At 49.9% G+C, this 19,974-nt stretch carries 19 protein-coding genes; 9 read left to right on the plus strand and 10 right to left on the minus strand.

Going from position 1 to position 19,974, the window contains the following annotated elements:
• Window positions 1-102: 102 nt before the first annotated feature.
• The 9 genes from rimP (at window position 103) to PSI9734_RS00850 (ending at window position 10,792) form a co-directional block, all read left to right on the plus strand.
• Window positions 103-561: a ribosome maturation factor RimP gene (rimP, locus tag PSI9734_RS00810; protein ID WP_173919223.1), complete on the plus strand. Its 459-nt coding sequence runs from the start codon at window positions 103-105 to the stop codon at window positions 559-561.
• Window positions 562-585: 24 nt separating this feature from the next.
• Entirely contained in the window at window positions 586-2,085 is a 1,500-nt protein-coding gene (gene nusA / locus PSI9734_RS00815) for a transcription termination factor NusA (RefSeq protein WP_173919224.1), read from the plus strand.
• Window positions 2,086-2,108: 23 nt separating this feature from the next.
• Complete coding sequence (gene infB / locus PSI9734_RS00820) at window positions 2,109-4,790, plus strand: translation initiation factor IF-2 (RefSeq protein WP_173919225.1); 2,682 nt, start codon at window positions 2,109-2,111, stop codon at window positions 4,788-4,790.
• A gap of 5 nt (window positions 4,791-4,795) precedes the next feature.
• Complete coding sequence (gene rbfA / locus PSI9734_RS00825; protein WP_173919226.1) at window positions 4,796-5,191, plus strand: 30S ribosome-binding factor RbfA; 396 nt, start codon at window positions 4,796-4,798, stop codon at window positions 5,189-5,191.
• Window positions 5,191-6,132, plus strand: coding sequence for a tRNA pseudouridine(55) synthase TruB (gene truB, locus PSI9734_RS00830; RefSeq protein WP_173919227.1), 942 nt, complete (start codon window positions 5,191-5,193; stop codon window positions 6,130-6,132). Before rbfA ends, truB begins: the two co-directional genes overlap by 1 nt.
• Before the next feature lie 83 nt (window positions 6,133-6,215).
• Window positions 6,216-6,485: a 30S ribosomal protein S15 gene (gene rpsO, locus PSI9734_RS00835; protein ID WP_173919228.1), complete on the plus strand. Its 270-nt coding sequence runs from the start codon at window positions 6,216-6,218 to the stop codon at window positions 6,483-6,485.
• Between the two features lie 205 nt (window positions 6,486-6,690).
• Window positions 6,691-8,850, plus strand: coding sequence for a polyribonucleotide nucleotidyltransferase (pnp, locus tag PSI9734_RS00840; protein WP_173919229.1), 2,160 nt, complete (start codon window positions 6,691-6,693; stop codon window positions 8,848-8,850).
• A gap of 180 nt (window positions 8,851-9,030) precedes the next feature.
• On the plus strand, window positions 9,031-9,933 hold the full coding sequence (gene nlpI / locus PSI9734_RS00845; protein WP_173919230.1) for a lipoprotein NlpI: 903 nt from the start codon (window positions 9,031-9,033) through the stop codon (window positions 9,931-9,933).
• A complete protein-coding gene (locus PSI9734_RS00850; RefSeq protein ID WP_173919231.1) occupies window positions 9,914-10,792 on the plus strand; it encodes a M8 family metallopeptidase in 879 nt (292 codons plus the stop codon). The genes nlpI and PSI9734_RS00850 overlap by 20 nt, the downstream gene beginning before the upstream one ends.
• On the opposite strand, the gene PSI9734_RS00855 is transcribed toward PSI9734_RS00850, so the two are convergent.
• The 10 genes from PSI9734_RS00855 to mrdA all read right to left on the minus strand — a co-directional run bounded on the left by PSI9734_RS00855 (window position 10,773) and on the right by mrdA (window position 19,974).
• Window positions 10,773-11,171: an MAPEG family protein gene (locus PSI9734_RS00855; RefSeq protein WP_173919232.1), complete on the minus strand. Its 399-nt coding sequence runs from the start codon at window positions 11,169-11,171 to the stop codon at window positions 10,773-10,775. The genes PSI9734_RS00850 and PSI9734_RS00855 overlap by 20 nt on opposite strands.
• Before the next feature lie 14 nt (window positions 11,172-11,185).
• Complete coding sequence (gene lipA, locus PSI9734_RS00860; protein ID WP_173919233.1) at window positions 11,186-12,151, minus strand: lipoyl synthase; 966 nt, start codon at window positions 12,149-12,151, stop codon at window positions 11,186-11,188.
• On the minus strand, window positions 12,135-12,800 hold the full coding sequence (gene lipB / locus PSI9734_RS00865; protein WP_173919234.1) for a lipoyl(octanoyl) transferase LipB: 666 nt from the start codon (window positions 12,798-12,800) through the stop codon (window positions 12,135-12,137). The genes lipA and lipB overlap by 17 nt, the downstream gene beginning before the upstream one ends.
• On the minus strand, window positions 12,790-13,056 hold the full coding sequence (ybeD, locus tag PSI9734_RS00870) for a DUF493 family protein YbeD (RefSeq protein ID WP_173919235.1): 267 nt from the start codon (window positions 13,054-13,056) through the stop codon (window positions 12,790-12,792). Before ybeD ends, lipB begins: the two co-directional genes overlap by 11 nt.
• 9 nt (window positions 13,057-13,065) lie before the next feature.
• A complete protein-coding gene (locus PSI9734_RS00875) occupies window positions 13,066-13,911 on the minus strand; it encodes an aminotransferase class IV (protein ID WP_173919236.1) in 846 nt (281 codons plus the stop codon).
• Window positions 13,912-13,919: 8 nt separating this feature from the next.
• On the minus strand, window positions 13,920-15,083 hold the full coding sequence (locus tag PSI9734_RS00880; protein WP_173919237.1) for a serine hydrolase: 1,164 nt from the start codon (window positions 15,081-15,083) through the stop codon (window positions 13,920-13,922).
• 88 nt (window positions 15,084-15,171) lie between these two features.
• Window positions 15,172-15,963 carry a septal ring lytic transglycosylase RlpA family protein gene (locus PSI9734_RS00885; protein WP_173919238.1) on the minus strand — a complete coding sequence of 264 codons (792 nt, stop codon included), beginning with the start codon at window positions 15,961-15,963 and terminating at the stop codon, window positions 15,172-15,174.
• 14 nt (window positions 15,964-15,977) lie between these two features.
• Window positions 15,978-16,958 (minus strand): lytic murein transglycosylase B, encoded by a 981-nt coding sequence (gene mltB, locus PSI9734_RS00890; RefSeq protein WP_173919239.1) that lies wholly within the window; start codon window positions 16,956-16,958, stop codon window positions 15,978-15,980.
• 39 nt (window positions 16,959-16,997) lie between these two features.
• Entirely contained in the window at window positions 16,998-18,104 is a 1,107-nt protein-coding gene (rodA, locus tag PSI9734_RS00895) for a rod shape-determining protein RodA (RefSeq protein ID WP_173919240.1), read from the minus strand.
• Window positions 18,094-19,974 (minus strand): penicillin-binding protein 2, encoded by a 1,881-nt coding sequence (gene mrdA, locus PSI9734_RS00900; protein WP_173919241.1) that lies wholly within the window; start codon window positions 19,972-19,974, stop codon window positions 18,094-18,096. Before mrdA ends, rodA begins: the two co-directional genes overlap by 11 nt.

Below are 19,974 nucleotides of genomic sequence, written 5' to 3' on the forward strand. Positions count from 1 at the left end.
TGTGACCTCTGCTGCAATGCCGTACGACATTAGATGTCGAGCGAATTAGCAGTCATAACACTGGGCGTTTACGCCCTTTTTTTGTTTCAGGAGTTCAGGAATTTGGCACGTATTGAAGAACGCTTAGTCACCATGATAGAGCCAGCGGTTGCGGCGCTAGGCTTTGAATTATGGGGCGTTGAATTTGTCCGCGCAGGTAAACATTCGACCTTGCGCGTGTATATTGACCATGACAATGGTATTGGTGTTGACGACTGCGCAGATGTAAGCCATCAAGTAAGCGCGTTGTTGGACGTCGAAGACCCGATTAATAGCGAGTACTACTTAGAAGTGTCTTCGCCGGGAATGGAACGTCCGTTCTTCAGTGCGGCGCAAATGAACGACTATTTAGGTGAAACCGCAGTAGTAGAGCTGACGATGGCGCAGCAAAATAGACGCAAATTTAAGGCTGTCATTAAGGCAGTTGATGGCGATGCCGTCGAATTCGAGGTCGAGGGTGAATCAATGAAGGTGAACTACTCGACAGTGAAAAAAGCTCATTTAGTTCCTCAGTTAAACTAAGGATTGCGCAGGCGAGGCAAGATAATGGCAAAAGAAATTTTATTAGTTGCAGAAGCTGTTTCGAACGAAAAAGACGTTTCGAAAGACAAAATCTTTGAGGCTCTCGAGTCTGCGTTAGCGCATGCAACGAAAAAGAAATATGACGGCGATATCGAGGTACGCGTAAGTATCGATCGCACCACCGGCGATTTTGATACCTTCCGTCGCTGGCTGGTAGTAGACGATACTGAACAACCACTAGAAAATCCGTATCGCGAAATCAGCTTAGCAGCAGCACAGTATGAAGATGAATCTGTGCAAGCCGACGACTACGTTGAAGAACAAATTGACTCGATTGAGTTTGACCGGATCACAACCCAAACGGCAAAACAGGTCATCGTGCAGAAAGTACGTGAAGCTGAACGGGCGAAAGTGGTTGACGAGTATCAGGATCAGGTCGGTGAAATGGTAACAGGTACCGTTAAGCGAGCTAACCGTGAACATGTACTACTTGATTTAGGTAACAACGCTGAAGCGATGATCTATCGTGAAGAAATGTTACCGCGTGAATCGGTACGTACCGGTGACCGGGTGCGAGGTTTGCTTTACGAAGTGCGTCCAGAAGCGCGTGGTGCACAACTCTTCGTGAGTCGTACCAACCCTGATTTCTTGATCGAATTATTCCGCATCGAAGTGCCAGAAATTGGCGAAGAGATGATTGAAATTCGTGGTGCTGCGCGGGACCCAGGTTCACGGGCGAAAATTGCTGTGAAAAGCAACGACCGCCGCATTGACCCGGTGGGTGCTTGCGTAGGTATGCGCGGCGCACGCGTGCAAGCAGTTTCAGGTGAACTCGGTGGCGAGCGTGTCGACATTGTGTTGTGGGATGACAACCCAGCACAGTTTGTGATTAACGCAATGGCGCCTGCTGAAGTGGCATCTATTGTGGTTGATGAAGACGCCCACACTATGGATATCGCTGTGGAAGAAGGCAACCTAGCCCAAGCCATAGGTAAAGCTGGCCAAAACGTACGTTTGGCAAGTCAGCTCACCGGCTGGCAGCTGAACGTGATGTCAGTAGATGAATTTACTGAGAAGAATGAAGCTGAAGCACAACGTCTGCTCGATTTATTCACCAAGCACTTAGCTATTGATGAAGATTTCGCAGCAGTATTGGTCGACGAAGGATTCTCTTCACTTGAAGAAATCGCGTATGTGCCAATGGACGAATTGTTAACCATCGAAGGTATGGACGAAGATATCGTCGATGAGCTACGTAACCGCGCGCGTGGTGTTTTAACCACCAAGGCGTTGGCGGATGAAGAATCGCTCGAGAGCGTCGAACCGGATGAAACCTTACTTAACTTGGAAGGTTTGGACCGTCATTTGGCTTATGTATTAGCTAGTAAGGGAGTTGTTACTCTTGAAGACTTGGCTGAGCAGGGCATTGACGATCTCGCAGAAATTGAAGAGTTAACCGAACAACGGGCTGGTGAGCTAATTATGCAAGCGCGTAATATTTGCTGGTTCGGTGACGAAGAATAAGATCAACGGGGGTACGACAGACTATGGATGAAGTAACGCTGGATAAACTAGCTAAAGATGTAGGTACGACAGTTGATCGTTTGGTGACGCAATTCGCCGAGGCGGGCATGAAGAAGCAGCCGGGCGACTCCGTTACAGAAGACGAAAAGCAAGTGTTATTAGCGCATTTGAATAAGGCCCATGGCGGCAAAGGCCCGCAAGAGCCAAGTAAAATGACGCTTAAACGCAAAGAAAAAAGCACGCTTAGCATTGGCGGTGGCCCTGGCAAGAGCAAGTCAGTGCAAGTGGAAGTGCGCAAGAAGCGTACCTACGTGAAGCGCTCTGCAATGGAAGACCAGCAGAAAGCTGAGCAAGAGAAAGCCGAACAAGAGAAGGCTGAGCAAGAACGCATTGCGGCAGAAACGAAGCGCAAAGAAGAAGCGCAGGCAGCCGCGGAAGCGAAAGCCAAAGCTGAACAGAAAGCGGCTGAAGAAAAAGCGAAGCAAGAAGCGGCTCGCAAAGAAAAAGAGAAAGCTAAAGCCAAGGCTGACGCAGAGAAGCGTGCGGCAATGACCCCTGAAGAGCGCAAAAAAGCAGACGAAGCGAAAGCTGAAGCTGAACGTTTGCGTAAAGCACAGGAAGAAGAAGCTCGTAAGAAAGCCGAAGCAGAAGCGAAAGCGCAAGCCGAAGAAGCTCGTAAACTAGCGGAAGAAAACTCGGCGCGTTGGCAAGAAGAGGAAGCGAAGCGGAAAAAAGCGGAACAGGAAGATGTTCACTTTACCACCTCGCAGTACGCGCAAGAAGCTGAAGACGAGCAAGACGTTGACGAAGAGCGTCGGAATCGTAAAAAACAAAAACGTCGTCGCGGTGATGATGATCGTGATGATACCCCACGTCGTGAGAAACGTCGTAAAGGGTCGAAGCGCTCAAGCTTACAGCATGCGTTTAATAAACCTGCTGCACCGGTCGAACGCGAAGTAAAAATTGGCGAAACCATTACGGTGGGTGAGCTGGCGAGCCGCATGGCCATCAAAGCGAGTGAAGTTATCAAAGCGATGATGAAAATGGGCGAAATGGTAACCATTAACCAAGTGCTTGACCAAGAAACTGCTACGTTAGTAGTGGAAGAAATGGGGCATAAGGTTGTTGTTGTCAGTGATAATGCCTTGGAGCAAGAAGTTCTTGCTGATCGTAATGACGATGAAACCACGCAAAAAGCACCACGTGCGCCGGTTGTGACCGTTATGGGTCACGTCGACCACGGTAAAACTTCATTGCTGGACTATATCCGTAAGGCCAAGGTCGCATCAGGCGAGGCCGGCGGTATTACCCAGCACATAGGTGCGTATCACGTGGAAACGGATCATGGCATGATCACCTTCCTCGATACCCCAGGACACGCAGCGTTTACCTCAATGCGAGCGCGCGGCGCAGGTGCAACGGATATCGTTATTTTGGTGGTTGCTGCCGATGACGGCGTGATGCCACAAACCATTGAAGCCATTCAGCATGCCAAAGCAGCTGAAGTGCCATTAGTGGTCGCAATTAACAAAATGGATAAGCCAGAAGCAGATCCAGATCGTGTGAAGAACGAACTTGCCCAACGTGACGTTATTCCTGAAGACTGGGGTGGCGATGTACAGTTTGTGCCAGTGTCGGCACACTCTGGCGACGGCGTAGATGCGTTACTTGAAGCTATCTTGTTGCAGTCTGAAGTACTTGACTTGCAAGCCATTACAGATGGCATGGCGCACGGTATTGTGATCGAATCTCGACTTGATAAAGGTCGTGGTCCAGTGGCCTCGATTCTGGTTCAAGAAGGTACCTTGAATCAAGGTGACATCGTCTTATGTGGTTTGGAATACGGCCGTATTCGTGCGATGCGCGACGAACTTGGGCGCGATGTGAAGCAAGCAGGACCATCGATTCCAGTGGAAATTCTGGGTCTATCAGGGGTTCCGCAAGCCGGTGATGAAGCGACCGTTGTTAAAGACGAGCGTAAAGCGCGTGAAGTCGCGAACTACCGTCAAGGCAAGTACCGTGAAGTGAAACTCGCCAAGCAGCAGAAAGCGAAACTGGAAAACATGTTTGCCAACATGCAAGAAGGTGACGTGAGCGAATTGAATATCGTCTTGAAATCAGACGTTCAAGGCTCGCTGGAAGCTATCGCCGAATCGGTACAGAAGCTGTCAACGGATGAAGTTAAAGTGAACATCATCGGTAGTGGCGTAGGTGGAATCACCGAAACCGACGCATCACTTGCGGGTGCTTCAAACGCCATTATTGTCGGCTTTAACGTTCGTGCTGATGCGTCGGCCAAGAAAGTTATTGAGCAAGAGTCTGTGGACCTAAGGTACTACAGTGTCATTTACGACTTGATTGACGAAATCAAGTTGGCAATGGGTGGCATGTTAGCACCAGAATTTAAGCAACAGATTATTGGTCTTGCTGAAGTTCGTGATGTCTTTAAATCACCGAAAATTGGCGCCATCGCTGGTTGTATGGTTACCGAAGGTATCGTTAAGCGTTCAGCACCGATTCGTGTACTGCGCGATAACGTGGTTATCTACGAAGGCGAGTTGGAATCACTGCGTCGTTTCAAAGACGACATCGCAGAAGTTCGCAACGGTATGGAATGTGGTATCGGTGTGAAGAACTACAACGATGTCAAAGTTGGCGATCAAATCGAAGTCTTTGAGACCATCGAAATCGAGCGGAGCCTCTAAGTTATATGGCGAAAGATTACAGTCGCACGGAACGAGTAGGGCAGCAGTATCAACGTGAAATCGCGTTGATACTGCAACGCGAGATTAAAGATCCGCGGGTCGCCATGGTGACGGTTTCGGCGGTAGAAGTGTCGCGTGACCTTGCCTATGCCAAAGTGTTCATCACCTTCATGCAGGACGACGACGAACAAGTCAAACAAGGCCTCAAAGTCTTGAATGCAGCTTCCGGTTTCGTCCGTTCGATGTTGGGTAAGCGGGTACGTGCGCGTATTGTGCCGGAACTACGTTTTGTGCACGATCCTTCACTTAACGAAGGTATTCGCATGTCGAAGTTGGTTGATGAGGCAGTGCGTCGCGATGAGCAACGTCAGAAGCCAAAGGATGAACACGGAGACGATTAATGGGACGACGTAAATCGGGCCGCACAATTAGCGGTGTGATTGTCTTAGATAAGCCTCTGGAATTGACCTCAAACGCTGCACTACAAAAGGTGCGGCGTTTTTTTAATGCCCGCAAGGGAGGTCATACCGGCGCCCTTGACCCGCTGGCTACCGGAGTATTACCCCTTTGCTTTGGCGAAGCCACAAAACTTTCGCACTTTGCCTTGGAAGCCGACAAGACCTACCAGGTGACTGCTACGCTTGGCGTGCGCACCACCACCAGCGACGCTGAAGGGGAGATTGTTGCCCGTCAGGCTGTCGCCGTCTCGCAAAGCGACATCGATCAAGCTGTGCGCCATTTTGTTGGTACCCAAGAGCAATCGCCGTCAATGTTTTCCGCCTTAAAATATGAAGGCCGGCCGCTTTATTACTACGCCCGGCAAGGTATTGAGGTGCCACGCAAGTCGCGCGAGATTAGTATTCGTTCGATACGCTTAATGAGCTTCTCAGGCGACCAACTTAGCCTTGAAGTGACCTGTAGTAAGGGCACTTATATTCGTACTTTGATCGACGACATGGGGCAATTTTTAGGCTGTGGCGCGCACGTTAGTGCCTTGCGACGTACCTGGATCGAGGGTGTTGAGGCGCCCATGCATAGTTTTGAAGAGCTCGCCGCTGCGGCTGCGCAATGCGATCCGGACAACAATGACTACGAGCCCCTTGATGCACTATTAGCACCTTGTGACTCAGTGATTCAGCAGATGCCTGAAATTGTCATTCAACAAGCCGATGCAGTTCGATTTTTGGCCGGTAACCCGGCGTCGCCAGTGCCAGCGCAAACCGATATCGATCATGATGTGTTACGGGTCAAGCGTGAGGGCGATGATGCCTTGTTGGGGCTAGGCTGTTGGCGCGACGATAAAATTATACCAAAGCGGGTGCTAAGCATTGCTAATGCTTAGTTGAATCCGTATAATGCGATGCTATTCCGTCGGTGCTGAATTAGTGATTGGCACCGATTTTTTATCTCAACTAGGAGTAAGATATGTCACTAACTGCGGCAAAAAAAGCTGAAATCGTTAAGGATTTTGGTCAAGGCGAAAACGACACTGGTTCTCCAGAAGTTCAAGTAGCATTATTGACTGCGAACATTAACGAACTGCAAGGCCACTTTAAAGAACATAAAAAAGATCACCACTCACGTCGTGGTCTGTTGCGTATGGTTAGCCAACGTCGTAAATTGTTGGACTACCTCAAGCGTAAAAACAATCAGCGTTATGCATCTCTGATTGAGCGACTCGGCTTACGCCGCTAAGCAATGTTCATGAAAAGGGGCCGTTAGGCCCCTTTTTACTTATAGAAAGGCGAAAAGGCTATTGGTTAAAGATACGAGCGCTGTTTGCTGTTAGCTGTTCGCTGTTTGAAAACAGTAAAGAGCGAAGAGCTAACATCGAACAGCTCCTATCGAACAATGGCGTTCGAAGTACATCATTTAAGAAGAAAAGGTAAAGGAAAAAAACGTGAATCCGATTACAAAACAATTTCAATACGGTCGTCATACCGTCACATTAGAAACCGGCGCAATCGCGCGTCAAGCGACCGGTGCGGTCCTTGCAAGCATGGACGACACAACAGTATTAGTTTCTGTTGTGGCCAAAAAAGATGCTAAAGAAGGTCAAGACTTCTTTCCATTAACAGTGAATTATCAAGAACGTACTTATGCTGCTGGTAAAATTCCAGGCGGCTTTTTCAAACGTGAAGGTCGTCCATCAGAAGGCGAAACCTTAACGTCGCGTTTGATCGACCGTCCGATTCGTCCTTTGTTTCCAGAAGGTTTCAAAAACGAAGTTCAAATTATTGCGACTGTTGTGTCAGTTAACCCACAAGTTAGCCCTGATATTGTTGCACTTATCGGTGCCTCGGCGGCGCTTTGTATCGCTGGTGTGCCTTTCGCAGGCCCAATTGGTGCAGCCCGCGTTGGCGTATTGAACGACGAATACGTGTTAAACCCAACGTTAGACGAACTCGCTGAGTCTAAACTCGATTTAGTAGTAGCTGGTACCGACAACGCAGTACTGATGGTTGAGTCTGAAGCTCAGTTATTGTCTGAAGATGCGATGTTAGGTGCGGTCGTTTACGGTCACGAGCAAATGCAAACCGTGATTGAAAATATCAACGCATTCGCCGCTGAAGCAGGTAAGCCAAAGTGGGAATGGGAAGCGCCAGCAACCAACGAAGAGTTGCTTGGTAAAATTAAAGCCCTTGCCGAAGAAGGCATCGGTGCAGCGTACCGTATTACTGAAAAAACCGAGCGCTATGAGCAAATCAACAAACTTCGCGATGAAGTTGTCGAGAAGCTAACCGCAGAAGACGAGTCACTTGATGCGAAAGCCATTGGTGATCTGTTCCACGGTTTGGAAAGTGATATTGTTCGTCAGCGTATTATCGCTGGTGAGAAGCGTATCGACGGTCGCGACCCAGATATGGTTCGTGGTCTTGATATTGCAACGGGCATGTTGCCACGCGTGCACGGCTCAGCGGTATTCACTCGTGGTGAAACCCAAGCATTAGTTGCGGCGACACTAGGTACAGAGCGTGACGCACAGATGATTGATGACCTGATTGGGTCAAGCAATAACCGCTTCATGTTGCATTATAACTTCCCTCCCTACTGTGTAGGTGAAACTGGTTTCGTTGGCTCGCCTAAGCGTCGTGAAATTGGTCATGGCCGTTTAGCTAAGCGTGGCGTACAAGCTGTAATGCCAAGCCAAGAAGAATTCCCATACACCATTCGCGTGGTGTCTGAAGTGACTGAATCGAACGGTTCAAGCTCAATGGCATCAGTGTGCGGTACGTCGTTAGCCTTAATGGATGCCGGTGTACCTATCAAGGCATCTGTTGCTGGTATCGCCATGGGCTTAGTCAAAGAAGGCGACAAATTTGTCGTGTTGTCTGACATCCTTGGTGATGAAGATCACCTTGGCGACATGGACTTTAAAGTTGCGGGTAGTACTGAAGGTGTGACTGCCCTGCAAATGGATATCAAAATCGACGGCATTACCCGTGAAATTATGGAAAAAGCACTTGAGCAAGCGAAAGCCGCTCGTTTGCATATCTTGACGGTGATGGACGATGCAATTTCTGGTGCGCGCCAAGAGCTTTCTGACTACGCTCCGCGTTATCACACCATGAAGATCAACCCGGACAAGATCCGTGACGTTATCGGTAAAGGTGGTGCGGTGATTCGTGAACTAACCGAAACCACGAACACCAACATCGAAATCAATGATGACGGTACCGTGCGTATCGCAGCAACTGACCAAGAGTCAGCCCAAGCTGCTATCGACCGTATCAAAGAATTGACCGAAGACGTGGAAGTAGGTCGTATCTATCAGGGTAAAGTGGCACGTATCGTCGATTTCGGCGCCTTCGTGACTATTCTGCCAGGTAAAGACGGCTTAGTTCATATTTCACAAATCGCTGAAGAGCGCGTGAACGACGTCAATGAATACCTGAAAGTGGGTGATACGGTACCGGTTAAAGTATTAGAAATTGACCGCCAAGGCCGTGTTCGCTTAAGCATGAAAGAAGCCGCCGAGAAGCCTGCAGAAGCAGCGCAACCGGCCGCTGAAGACAATGCCGACAGCAACACTGATAAAGGCCAAGACGACGCTGAATAATCGTCAGAGCTCGGCCTAAACCATGCCTAGTTTGAAAGCATTGTTTGATTTGAACGGGAAGCATTGAGCTTCCCGTTTTTTATGGGCGAATGGACGACCATTGCAGATCCTAAGCTCGCTTTTCTTTTTTCTTTCAAGGTGCGCTATGATGGAGGCCAGACTTGGTATACAGGAGTAGTCATGAGTTTTAATCGTCTCGGCTGGATGGTACTGCTAGGGTGTCTCAGTATCTCTGGCTGCACGCTTACCCCGCCTGCGGATAACACTAGCTTAGGTCACTTAGTACTAGTGAAGCCACAAACCACAGATGGTCGTTTCGAATTAGAAGTGGCCAAGCTAACTGAGGTTATTAGTAAAGAAAGCGATCAGCTTGAGGCTGAAACAATGGGGCAGTTGCTCTATCGTCGTGGCAGTTTATACGATGCTCTGGGGCTGGTCACATTAGCGCGTATCGACTTTAATCGCGCCTTAGATTACCAACCGCGATTGGCCGATGCTTACAATTACTTGGGGATTCATTACACCCAGTTAAGTCAGTTTAACTATGCCTACGAATCCTTTGATGCCGTACTCGAGCTTGAGCCTGATCACCCCTATGCGTATTTAAATAGAGGGATAGCGAGTTATTACGACCAGCGTTTTGATCTGGCCGTTGATGATTTCAATAGCTATTTTGCAGCGCAGCCGAGTGACCCTTATCGAGCGATGTGGGTTTTCCTCGCGGAGATGGAACAAGCACCGACACGAGCCATGGAAAATCTCGCTAAAGCGCGTCTCGAACATGGTAACGACATCTGGGCCTGGGGCTTGGTTGATTTGTACTTAGGGGTAATGACTGAAAGTGAATTTTTGCAGTCGTATGTAACACAAGGCCTAAGCGCCGATGAAACCTTAGCGGAGCGCATGTGTGAAGCCTATTTCTACTTAGGCAAATATAAACAACTGCAAGGGCAATGGCAGTCTTCTTCGGTGTACTTTCGGTTAGCCTTATCGACCAATGTACATATGTTCCTTGAACATCGTTATGCCAGCATAGAACTTGAGCGGAGCCAACAGCACGTCGATGCACAACGGTCCGAATAAGTTCTTTTTGTTGGCGACGGTCGTACTTGCGTGCACCGTGCCATTAGCTTCAGCCAAGACCATGTTACAGCTGCCGAACCACAGTAACTGGCTGATTGATCACAGCAGTGGCCCCGCGGCAAGTGAGCCATGCCAAGGCAATGCGCAGGTGCAGGTGTGGTTGCCAAAAGACCAAGCAAGCCCGGCTTTGGCAACGCTCGCAAAGTGGGCCGAGCATCCACTTGCAAAGTATGTTGGTTGTTTGAGCTATCGCTGGTACGCGAGCGCTGATGAGTTGCGCTGTCAGGCGCAAGGTCAGCGACAACACCAACGCTGTGATTTGGCCTTATTGCCTGGCGAAGTAACCCAGCGGCAGCTGGTATTTTTGAACCTACCGGCAACACAAATTGCGAGCACCGATAGCTGGCAAATGGTGCTGCCAGTGCATGCTTCGGTGGATGTGCTCGCTCACGAAATGGGGCATTGGCTGGGTTTTGCAGATGAGTATTCAATGTCGCTTGGGTTAGCGCAAAACTTCTGTCGCGGGCGCTATGAGCACCCGTCACTCAATGTCGTAGTGACCGACAAACACAATTATTCGGCGACCGAACTTAAACAGCTATGGCAACGCTTACCTTGGCGTACGGCGGTGGATCATTGGCAGTTGCTGGGGCGGCAAGACGCGTCTGGAGCTTGGCAATTAGGGTCAACAGCGTCCACCGATGTTGGTCTATTTGCCAGTGCAACCTGTGCGGCCGTGCCTGGTGTTTATAGTTGGAAGCCGGTGGCAGAAATGACGGCCATGGAATATCACGATGTGAATGTCTGGCCGTCGATTTATTTTGACTTACTGGAAAATTTTACAGGGCCACAGAAATAGCGGTCTGCGCGATCATGATGACCGGGCAAAGCAGTGCAAAAAACCAAACGAGACTGCGTAATTTGTCCCAGTTGGCAAGATACAAGACATGAAAGACAATTCTCAGACTTACAAAGCCGATGGCCAAACCTTGATTCACCGCACCTACATGTCCCGTTGCGATAACCAGTAGCACCGCAGCAGCAAACAGTGGAAAGGCTTCATAGGCATTATAGTGACCGGCGACAGCACGTGCGCCGGCACCGGTTAAGCGTTGCTGTTGAGCACGTGGGTGGCGATTATCGTAGCCATTATCGCGGTTTTGAAAGTAAACCACCGGCGCCTTGGCGGCGATCGGCAGTAAACCGGCAATTAATAAACACCAAATCAGGGTACTCATTGCACTAGCTCCAATTATTTAACTTCTTCACCTGCAGCCTGCAGGTCGGCGTGGTAGGAAGAGCGCACCAATGGACCACTGGCAATATGGGTGAAGCCCATTTTGACACCTTCTTGGCGGAACACTTCAAACTCATCTGGTGTTACATAGCGCGTCACCGGAAGATGGTGGCGGCTCGGTTGTAAGTACTGGCCGATGGTCAGCATATCGACGTCGTGAGCGCGAAGATCACGCATAACATCAAGGATCTCTTCGTTGGTCTCACCTAGCCCTACCATCAAACCTGACTTGGTTCGAATGTCCGGACGAGCTTCTTTGTAGCGCTGCAGCAGGTCAAGAGACCACTGGTAGTTGGCTCCAGGGCGAGCTGCTTTGTACATACGCGGCACAGTTTCGAGGTTATGGTTAAATACATCAGGTGCTTCACCACTTAAAATATCAAGTGCGACGTCCATTCGACCACGGAAATCAGGCACTAACACTTCAACTTGAATACCTGGACTTTCAGCGCGGATCTCACGAATACAGTCGGCAAAATGCTGCGCACCGCCATCACGAAGGTCATCACGGTCGACCGAGGTCACCACAACATATTTAACTTTCATATCACGAATGGTTGCGCCTAACTTTACCGCTTCTTCTGGATCGGGTGGTAATGGACGGCCATGGGCAACGTCGCAGAACGGGCAACGGCGGGTACAAATTGCACCCAAGATCATGAAAGTAGCGGTGCCATGGTTAAAACACTCAGGTAAGTTAGGGCATGACGCCTCTTCACATACTGAGTGTAAGCCATGCTTACGCATTGCTTGCTTGATTTCGTCGATACGTTGGGTCGAGGCTGGTAGTTTTACTTTTAGCCAATCGGGCTTACGCAGCATCTGATCCCGCTCAGTTGGGACAACTTTCACCGGAATCAGTGCCATTTTATCGGCATCGCGTAATTTTACTCCGGGTTCAACTCTAACTGGCTTGGACATAATCGTCGTCTAATCCTGTGTGTTCGTGAATGTTTTGGTACCCGAGCTGTGCGGCGAAAATAGCCGCAATTCGTGTTGCTGCCTCCGCGACTGTGGCGGGACCGCCTAACTCTTTACTTTGGACCATCTGCATTCCTGCATAACCACATGGGTTAATGCGTAAAAATGGGCTCAAGTCCATATTAACATTTAGCGCTAGTCCATGAAACGAACAGCCCTTACGAATTCTTAGCCCCAGCGAGCATAATTTTGCATCGTCAACGTAAACACCAGGTGCATCAGGGCGAGCGGCGGCTTCAACACCATAGTCGGCCATCAATTTTACGATGCTGTCTTCAATATGGTTCACCAATTGACGCACGCCAATTTTGAGGCGGCGCAAGTCTAACAGAAAATACACCACGAGTTGACCCGGACCGTGATAGGTCACTTGCCCGCCTCGATCAACCTTAACGATAGGAATATCGCCAGGTGCCAAAATATGCTCTTCTTTACCTGCTTGGCCTTGGGTGAATACCGGCTCGTGCTCTAACACCCACAGCTCATCGCGGGTGCTGGCATCGCGGCGGTCTGTGAAGGTTTGCATGGCATGCCAGATCGGTTCGTATGGTTGCCGACCAAGCTGTCGAATCACCACATCAGAGCACATAGCGCACGTCTTCCAAGTCTGCTAGGGCTTGATAAAGGGTTTCGATGTGGCTTTGGCTTTCAACGGTGATCTGAATGGATACCGAATGGTAATTACCTTTGCTGCTCGGTTTAACGGTCGGACTATAATCACCAGGCGCATGCTGTTGCGCTACGGCGACTACCGCATCAGGAAGCTCAGGTTTAGCAAGCCCCATTACTTTGAAAGTAAACTGACAGGGGAACTCAACGAGCTCATCAAAACGAGTTTTTTGCATCTGTTACTCCTACGCTAAATGCGCGCGCTTACTTTGGTGGAAAGCCTCGACTAATTGCTTGGTAATAGGCCCACAGCGACCATCAGCAATAATTATATCATCTATTTGAGCAATCGGCTGTACCTCGCGGCTCGAGCTGGTTAAGAAGAGTTCGTCTAGTTGCGCTAGGTCAGCACTAGGGAAAGGTTCTTCGCGTACCGTTAAACCGAGCTGTTGGGCTAATCGCAAAACCCACATGCGGGTAATACCTGGCAAAATCAAGTGGTTTGCGGGAGCGGTATAAATAACGCCGTCTTTCACCGCGAAGTAATTACTCGAAGCGCCTTCAGTGATGTAACCGTTACGCTGCAAAATCGGTTCAATGGCGTTGTGCTGCTGGGCAAATTGTTTAAGCATAATGTTACCGAGCAAGCTAATGCTTTTGATGTCGCATCGCAGCCACCGAATATCGTCACACAATACGACTTTTGCTGGCTCTGGCGTGTTCCAGTGCACCGAAAGTGGCGAGTGATTAGCAAAAATAGTCGGGCTTGGTTGGCCTTCAGGTAAGTGTGAGCGTTTTGCTTCCGCGCCACGGGTCACTTGGAAGTAGAGCAGGGCGTCGCTAAGTTTATTACGAGCAATCAACTCGTTTATTAGGGCTCGCCAAAAGTGCTCACCTTGGTCGACTATACCAATGGCGGTGAGTGAATTGTGTAAGCGGGCAAGGTGATGCTCGGCAAGAAATGGCCGGCCTTGGTAAACAGGAATAACTTCATAGATGCCATCTGCAAATAAAAAGCCTCGGTCAAAGACCGAGACTTTCGCATTCTCAGGAGCAAGCCATTCGCCATTTAGATAGACTAAATCGCTCATTGTCGTGGTTACTCTTCGTTGAACTTACGCACAACCCAGTCAGTGAATTGCTTAAACAGACCACCTTCAACAGCTTCACTCAAGGTAACCAGCGGGTAAGTCGCAATGGTTTCGTCAGCTAGCTGAATGCTAACGCTGCCCACCTGCACGCCTTTGGCGAGTGGCGCTTCAAGTTCCGAGTTAAGTTCAATGCTTGCTTTTAGGTTTTCGCGTTGGCCGCGTGGCAAAGTGAGTATTGCGTCGTTCGCCAGACCAAGCTTAACCGTGTCTTGCTCAGCGCCCCAAATTCGTTGGTCGACGAAGCTATCGCCGGCACTATAGGCTTGCACCGTTTCGTAGTAACGGAACCCGTAGTTAAGTAATTTTTTACTTTCGATTTTACGCGCCTGCTCACTGGTTGTGCCCATCACTACAGCAACTAAGCGAGTGTCGCCTTCCACTGCTGAGGTGACTAAGCTGTACCCTGCTTCTTGGGTGTGACCGGTTTTGATGCCATCCACATTCATGCTGGCATCCCACAACAGTGAATTGCGGTTGTACTGCTTAATAGAGTTAAAAGTGAACTCTTTTTCAGAATAAATGGCGTATTCTTCAGGCACATCGCGAATCAGCGCCGAGCCTAGCAGGGCCATATCTCGCGGTGACGTATATTGGTCAGGGTCAGGCAAACCATGGCTGTTGGCAAAGTGTGAATTGTTCATGCCAAGTTCGTAAGCATAGTTGTTCATCAAGTCGGCAAACGCCGACTCGCTGCCGGCAATATGCTCAGCCATCGCAACACACGCATCGTTACCTGAGGAAATGATGATGCCGCGGTTAAGATCCTCGACACTAATTTGCTTGCCTACTTCGATAAACATCTTTGATGATTCGGGAAAGTTTTTCGCCCATGCATTTTCACTGACCGTGACTAAATCGCTTGGGTGAATGCGGCCTTCTTGAATTTCCCGCCCAATAATATAGCTGGTCATCATTTTCGTTAAGCTGGCCGGCGCTAGCTGGTCGTCAGCGTTACCTTCAGCAATAACATAACCAGTGGTGTAATCCATGAGGATATAACCCTTGGCATTAATTTTAGGTGATGGCGGAATAATCGACGCTTGAGCGGCGAGGGCAGTTGCACCAGCCAGGAGTGCAACAGTCTTGATCAACTGTTTAAATACAGATTGCATGGTTGGTTTTCTCTACGTTGTCATCATTAAGAGGTTTGCGCGCAAATACTAGCATAGTTGCGCGCCTAATTTCGATAAAAGGCTTGCCTTATAGACTGACAGGAACACGAAACACGTCGACATACCCATCGGCACGAAGCTGTTGCAATAAGGTTTCCGTTTGTGCTGACGCAAAAGGCCCAAGCATTACAGCGTGTAGACCATTTTTAGCGCGAGTAGTTGCAGTAACCTGATAGGTTTCGGCCAACTTTTTAGCTTCGCGTTGAAGCCGTTGTTGATCGCTACCGGCAAACACTTGCACATAGTACTGGGGGCTGGCATCGGGCTCCATTGGCGTTGTTACCGCGAGCTGTTGGTTTTGTGGTTCAGGGTGCAAGGCTTCAATTTTTACCCGCGAGGTACCGCTGTCTAACATATCGAGTTTATAAGCTGCGACGTAAGACAAATCAATAATACGATCGCCATGAAAAGGCCCGCGGTCGTTCACACGAACAACCACCGAGCGTTGGTTTTCAAGGTTAGTAACTCTGACATAAGTGGGCAGGGGAAGTGTTTTATGGGCCGCACTCATGGCATACATATCGTAAGTTTCACCGTTGGAGGTCAAATGGCCGTGAAATTTTTCGCCGTACCAAGACGCCATTCCTTCCTCACTGAAACCACGCGCGTCTGGCAGTATCGAGTAGGTTCTGCCGAAGAGCGAGTAAGTGCGGTTCCCTTGCCGGCTTGGCGCGACGCTACGGGGCGTTGGTTCCACCAGTTCGTCGGCTGTTGGTAAACGCGCCGGAATACTGTCGTGAGTCTGGCTATAGCGACTTTCAGGGGCAGAGCTACAAGCAAAAAGCAGTAACGTCAGAACGATAGCAAGGACGCGTAGCATGAGCGATAATTCCTTTAACGAGCGGCAGCGAGTTGCTGGCTAAACTGATGCACCACCATCGCATAAAGCGGGCTACGATTGTAACGGGTGATGACGTAAAAGTTATGCAAACCAAGCCAATAATCGGCATCGTCGGGTTGTTCAAAGCGAAACACTTTGGCTTTTTGGTCGGGTGCAATGTTGCTATTTTGCGGCAGCACCAGCCCGTCATTGACTAATTCAGCCACCGTTGAAGTGAGCTTCAAACCGTCGCTCGCTAAAGTAGCATTGGCCGAATTAGTGGGTAGTTCAATGGCAACGGCTTCATTGGCATGCCAACCGTTGCGAACAAAATAGTTTGCAACGCTGCCGATAGCGTCAACAGGATTGGTGAGCAAATCGCGCACGCCGTCGCCGTCAAAATCGATAGCGTAATGACGATAGGACGAAGAAATAAACTGGCCATAGCCCATGGCGCCCGCATAAGAACCTTTAATTTCATCTACTGGCAGCCCTTCTTCGCGCGTCAGCAGCATAAACTCTTTCAGCTCAGAGCGGAAAAACGAACTCCGGCGCGGATAGTGAAAACCAAGTGTATACAGCGCATCAAGCACCTGGTAGTTACCTAAGTAACTCCCGTAAAAAGTTTCGACGCCGATAATAGCGACAATCACTTCGGCCGGCACACCAAATTCATGTTCGGCTTGATTAAGGGCTTCAGCGTGCTGTTGCCAGAATTTTAGGCCCGCCTGCAGTCGCTTATCGGTTAGAAAGATGGGGTGATATTGGTGCCAAGGCTTGGCTTCCCATGGCCGTTGAATGGCATCAAGTATGGCCTGGTTCGGTTCCGCGGTTGCCAGTAGCTCAGTGAGTCGCTCAGCGTTAAAATCATGCTCAGTTACCAATTCATCAACGAATGCCTGCTGCTCGGCATCAAGTTGCGCCGCTTGAGTGTGGGCTTGGGGGCTAGCCAACAATGTGAGTAGGGCCGCTGTGGTGGTTAGTAATTTAAGCATTTTTACGTCCTCGTTCATCGGTGCTGATGTCAGTGGGGGTTAGGCGTGAATCAACCGACGGTTAGTGGCTATCGCCATTAGTAAACCAAAACCGGCTAATAATGTCACCATGGATGTGCCGCCATAGGAAATTAATGGCAGCGGTACACCGACCACGGGCAGTAGACCGGAAACCATACCCACATTAACCATCACATAGATAAAGAACGTCAGGGTAAGGCTGCCTGCGAGCAGTTTTTGGTAAACACGCTGTGCTCGCATGGAAATGATCATGCCACGAAAAATGATAAAGCCGTACAGTGCAAAGAGTCCGATAACGCCGACTAAACCGAATTCTTCGCTAAACACTGAGAAGATAAAGTCCGTGTGTCGTTCAGGTAAGAATTCGAGCTGGGATTGCGTGCCTTGCAGCCAGCCTTTGCCTTCCATGCCACCTGAGCCAATGGCAATTTTCGACTGGATGATTTGATAACCTGCGCCCAGCGGATCGCGTTCAGGATCGAGAAACGTAAGTACGCGCTGGCGTTGGTAATCGCGCATTAAAAAGACCCATAAAATAGGCGCAAAGGAGCCTATCGCAATGGCGAAAAAGCCAATTATTTTCCACGACATGCCAGCCAAAAACAACACAAAAATACCTGAGCTTGCGATCAGTAAAGAGGTGCCAAGATCGGGTTGTTTGGCGATCATTAATACTGGCACCAGCAGTAATAAAAAGGCTCCGGCCAGCCGCCTGAGGGTTGGTGGTAAGCCCTGTTCGGCGATAAACCAAGCGACAGCCATAGGCACCGCCAGCTTCATCAACTCCGACGGTTGAATCGTAATAAAGCCGAGGTTTAACCAGCGTTGTGCGCCTTTGCTTGATTCGCCAACCAAGAGCACCGCCAGCAACAGCACAATGCCGACGGAAAACAGCGGCAGCGACCAACGCTGCACCGAATCGAGAGGAATTTGGGCAATCACAAACATAGCGAAGAAAGCGGCACCGATACGAATTCCCTGGCGCTCGGTCATACCGAGGTCTTCGCCACTGGCCGAGTAAACTGTGATCAGGCTGACCACCGCTACGGCGATCAGAGCCAGCAACAGTGGGCCGTCCATATGCAGGCGTTGCAGCAAAGAAGTGCGTTGGTGATCAGGGTGCATTGTCGGCGACCTCGGCGTCATCATTAAAGTAATAGTCCATCAACTTGCGTGCCATTGGGGCGGCGACACTACTGCCGCCGCCGACCACGTTTTCGGCGGTGATAGCGACCACGATTTCTGGGCTGTCGGCAGGGGCGTAACCAACATACATGGCGTTATCGCGAAAGCGCTCAGCGATTTTTTCGGCATCGTATTCTTCGTCTTGGCCGATACTACGTACCTGAGCCGTCCCGGTTTTACCACCAGAGGTATAGGTGGCGCCTTTAAAGGCTCGGTGCGCGGTACCCTTGATACTGCCGACCACGTCTTCCATACCGGTCAGCGCAATCTGCCAGTTTTGAGGGTTAGAAAGTTGCACGGGGGCTCGCTGTTCATGCACGGCCGGTAACTCGATGCCAGCGTCTCTAATCGTGCGTAATAGCCTTGGCACTGGGCGCTCGCCCTTGTTCACAACCACCGCAGTGGCAACCGCCAGTTGCATCGGCGTAACGGTCCAATAGCTTTGCCCGATGCCAATAGAAACGGTTTCGCCAGCATACCAAGGCTGGTTAAAGCGGGCGCGTTTCCAACCGCGGCTCGGCATTACCGCTGCGGACTCTTCACCGATATCGATACCTGTAAGTGAGCCAAACCCAAATTGAGTCATATGCTCTGAGATAGTATCGATCCCCAGCTTCAGCGCCAGATCATAATAGAAGGTATCGCAGCTCTCGACGATGGCGGTATTGACGTTGACCCAACCATGCCCCCATGACAGCCAATCACGGTAGCGATGGTCGACGCCTTTGATTTGAAACCAACCGGGGTCCCACACCTGAGTGTCAGGGGTAATGATACCTTCTTCAAGGCCTACGACCGCAAGTTGTGGTTTGATGGTGGAAGCTGGAGGGTAGCCGCCTTGGGTGGCGCGATTAAGTAGTGGGGAATGTCGTGAGTCTAAAAGACTACGATACTGAGCCACAGAAATGCCTTGGGCAAACCAGTTAGGATCGTAGCTAGGCTGACTGACCATAGCCAGCACTGCGCCGTTGCGTGGGTCCATCACAATAATCGAGCCGCGGTTCTCACCAAGTACTTGTTGCGCTTGGCGCTGCAGTTCAATATCGATTTCCAGAACTAAATCTTGTCCCGGTATCGGTGGCTCAATTGCCAGTGTTCGCAGTGAGCGTCCATGAATATCGACCTCGACTTGCTGGTAGCCAACGGTGCCATGCAATTGTTCTTCGTAGAAGCCTTCAATGCCTAACTTGCCGATGGTGCGAGTGGCCGCGTAATTGGCATCGACACCTTGTTCTTTTAGCCGTTGGGCATCGCGTTGATTAATTTTTGCAACGTAGCCTAAGGCGTGGGTTAAGCTTTCGCCGTAAGGGTAATGACGTACCAAGCGGGCTTCGATACTGACGCCTGGGAACTCATGCTGGCGCGCGGCAAATAAAGCGGCTTGCTGCTGATTGAGTTGATCGAGCAAAATAACATGTTCAAAACGTCGTTCGCGTTGGCGGTTGCGTTCAAAGCGCTCAATGGCTTCTGCTTCAATGGCAAGTAAGTCAGTTAGCTTAGCGATCGTTGCAGGTAAGTCTTTAACCCGCTCCGGAACCACTTCGAGACTCAGCACTGGACGGTTTTCGGCCAGAATACGGCCTTCACGATCGTAAATAATACCGCGGTTGGGGGCCAACGGAACCACTTTAATGCGGTTATCGTTTGAACGTGTTTGGAAGCTTTGAAATTGCGTGACCTGCAACTGGTACATGTTGCTAATGAGCACACCAAACACCGCGACAACAATGACCAAAGCTACGACAACTCGCCGGCCAAACAGGGCTGACTCGGCGTGATGATCACGAATTGTGGTACGGCGTCTTCTCAT

Source organism: Pseudidiomarina piscicola (assembly GCF_902806985.1).
Lineage (GTDB): Bacteria > Pseudomonadota > Gammaproteobacteria > Enterobacterales > Alteromonadaceae > Pseudidiomarina > Pseudidiomarina piscicola.

What these genes read in the sequence shown, in the direction of transcription:
- mltB (WP_173919239.1), bottom strand. Translation starts at nt 16,958, where the DNA reads ATGCTTAAATTACTAACCACCACAGCGGCCCTACTCACATTGTTGGCT.
- rodA (WP_173919240.1), bottom strand. Translation starts at nt 18,104, where the DNA reads ATGCACCCTGATCACCAACGCACTTCTTTGCTGCAACGCCTGCATATG.
- nlpI (WP_173919230.1), top strand. Translation starts at nt 9,031, where the DNA reads ATGAGTTTTAATCGTCTCGGCTGGATGGTACTGCTAGGGTGTCTCAGT.
- rpsO (WP_173919228.1), top strand. Translation starts at nt 6,216, where the DNA reads ATGTCACTAACTGCGGCAAAAAAAGCTGAAATCGTTAAGGATTTTGGT.
- rbfA (WP_173919226.1), top strand. Translation starts at nt 4,796, where the DNA reads ATGGCGAAAGATTACAGTCGCACGGAACGAGTAGGGCAGCAGTATCAA.
- PSI9734_RS00885 (WP_173919238.1), bottom strand. Translation starts at nt 15,963, where the DNA reads ATGCTACGCGTCCTTGCTATCGTTCTGACGTTACTGCTTTTTGCTTGT.
- nusA (WP_173919224.1), top strand. Translation starts at nt 586, where the DNA reads ATGGCAAAAGAAATTTTATTAGTTGCAGAAGCTGTTTCGAACGAAAAA.
- mrdA (WP_173919241.1), bottom strand. Translation starts at nt 19,974, where the DNA reads ATGAGAAGACGCCGTACCACAATTCGTGATCATCACGCCGAGTCAGCC.
- PSI9734_RS00875 (WP_173919236.1), bottom strand. Translation starts at nt 13,911, where the DNA reads ATGAGCGATTTAGTCTATCTAAATGGCGAATGGCTTGCTCCTGAGAAT.
- PSI9734_RS00850 (WP_173919231.1), top strand. Translation starts at nt 9,914, where the DNA reads ATGCACAACGGTCCGAATAAGTTCTTTTTGTTGGCGACGGTCGTACTT.
- lipB (WP_173919234.1), bottom strand. Translation starts at nt 12,800, where the DNA reads ATGTGCTCTGATGTGGTGATTCGACAGCTTGGTCGGCAACCATACGAA.
- truB (WP_173919227.1), top strand. Translation starts at nt 5,191, where the DNA reads ATGGGACGACGTAAATCGGGCCGCACAATTAGCGGTGTGATTGTCTTA.
- infB (WP_173919225.1), top strand. Translation starts at nt 2,109, where the DNA reads ATGGATGAAGTAACGCTGGATAAACTAGCTAAAGATGTAGGTACGACA.
- PSI9734_RS00855 (WP_173919232.1), bottom strand. Translation starts at nt 11,171, where the DNA reads ATGAGTACCCTGATTTGGTGTTTATTAATTGCCGGTTTACTGCCGATC.
- ybeD (WP_173919235.1), bottom strand. Translation starts at nt 13,056, where the DNA reads ATGCAAAAAACTCGTTTTGATGAGCTCGTTGAGTTCCCCTGTCAGTTT.
- lipA (WP_173919233.1), bottom strand. Translation starts at nt 12,151, where the DNA reads ATGTCCAAGCCAGTTAGAGTTGAACCCGGAGTAAAATTACGCGATGCC.
- PSI9734_RS00880 (WP_173919237.1), bottom strand. Translation starts at nt 15,083, where the DNA reads ATGCAATCTGTATTTAAACAGTTGATCAAGACTGTTGCACTCCTGGCT.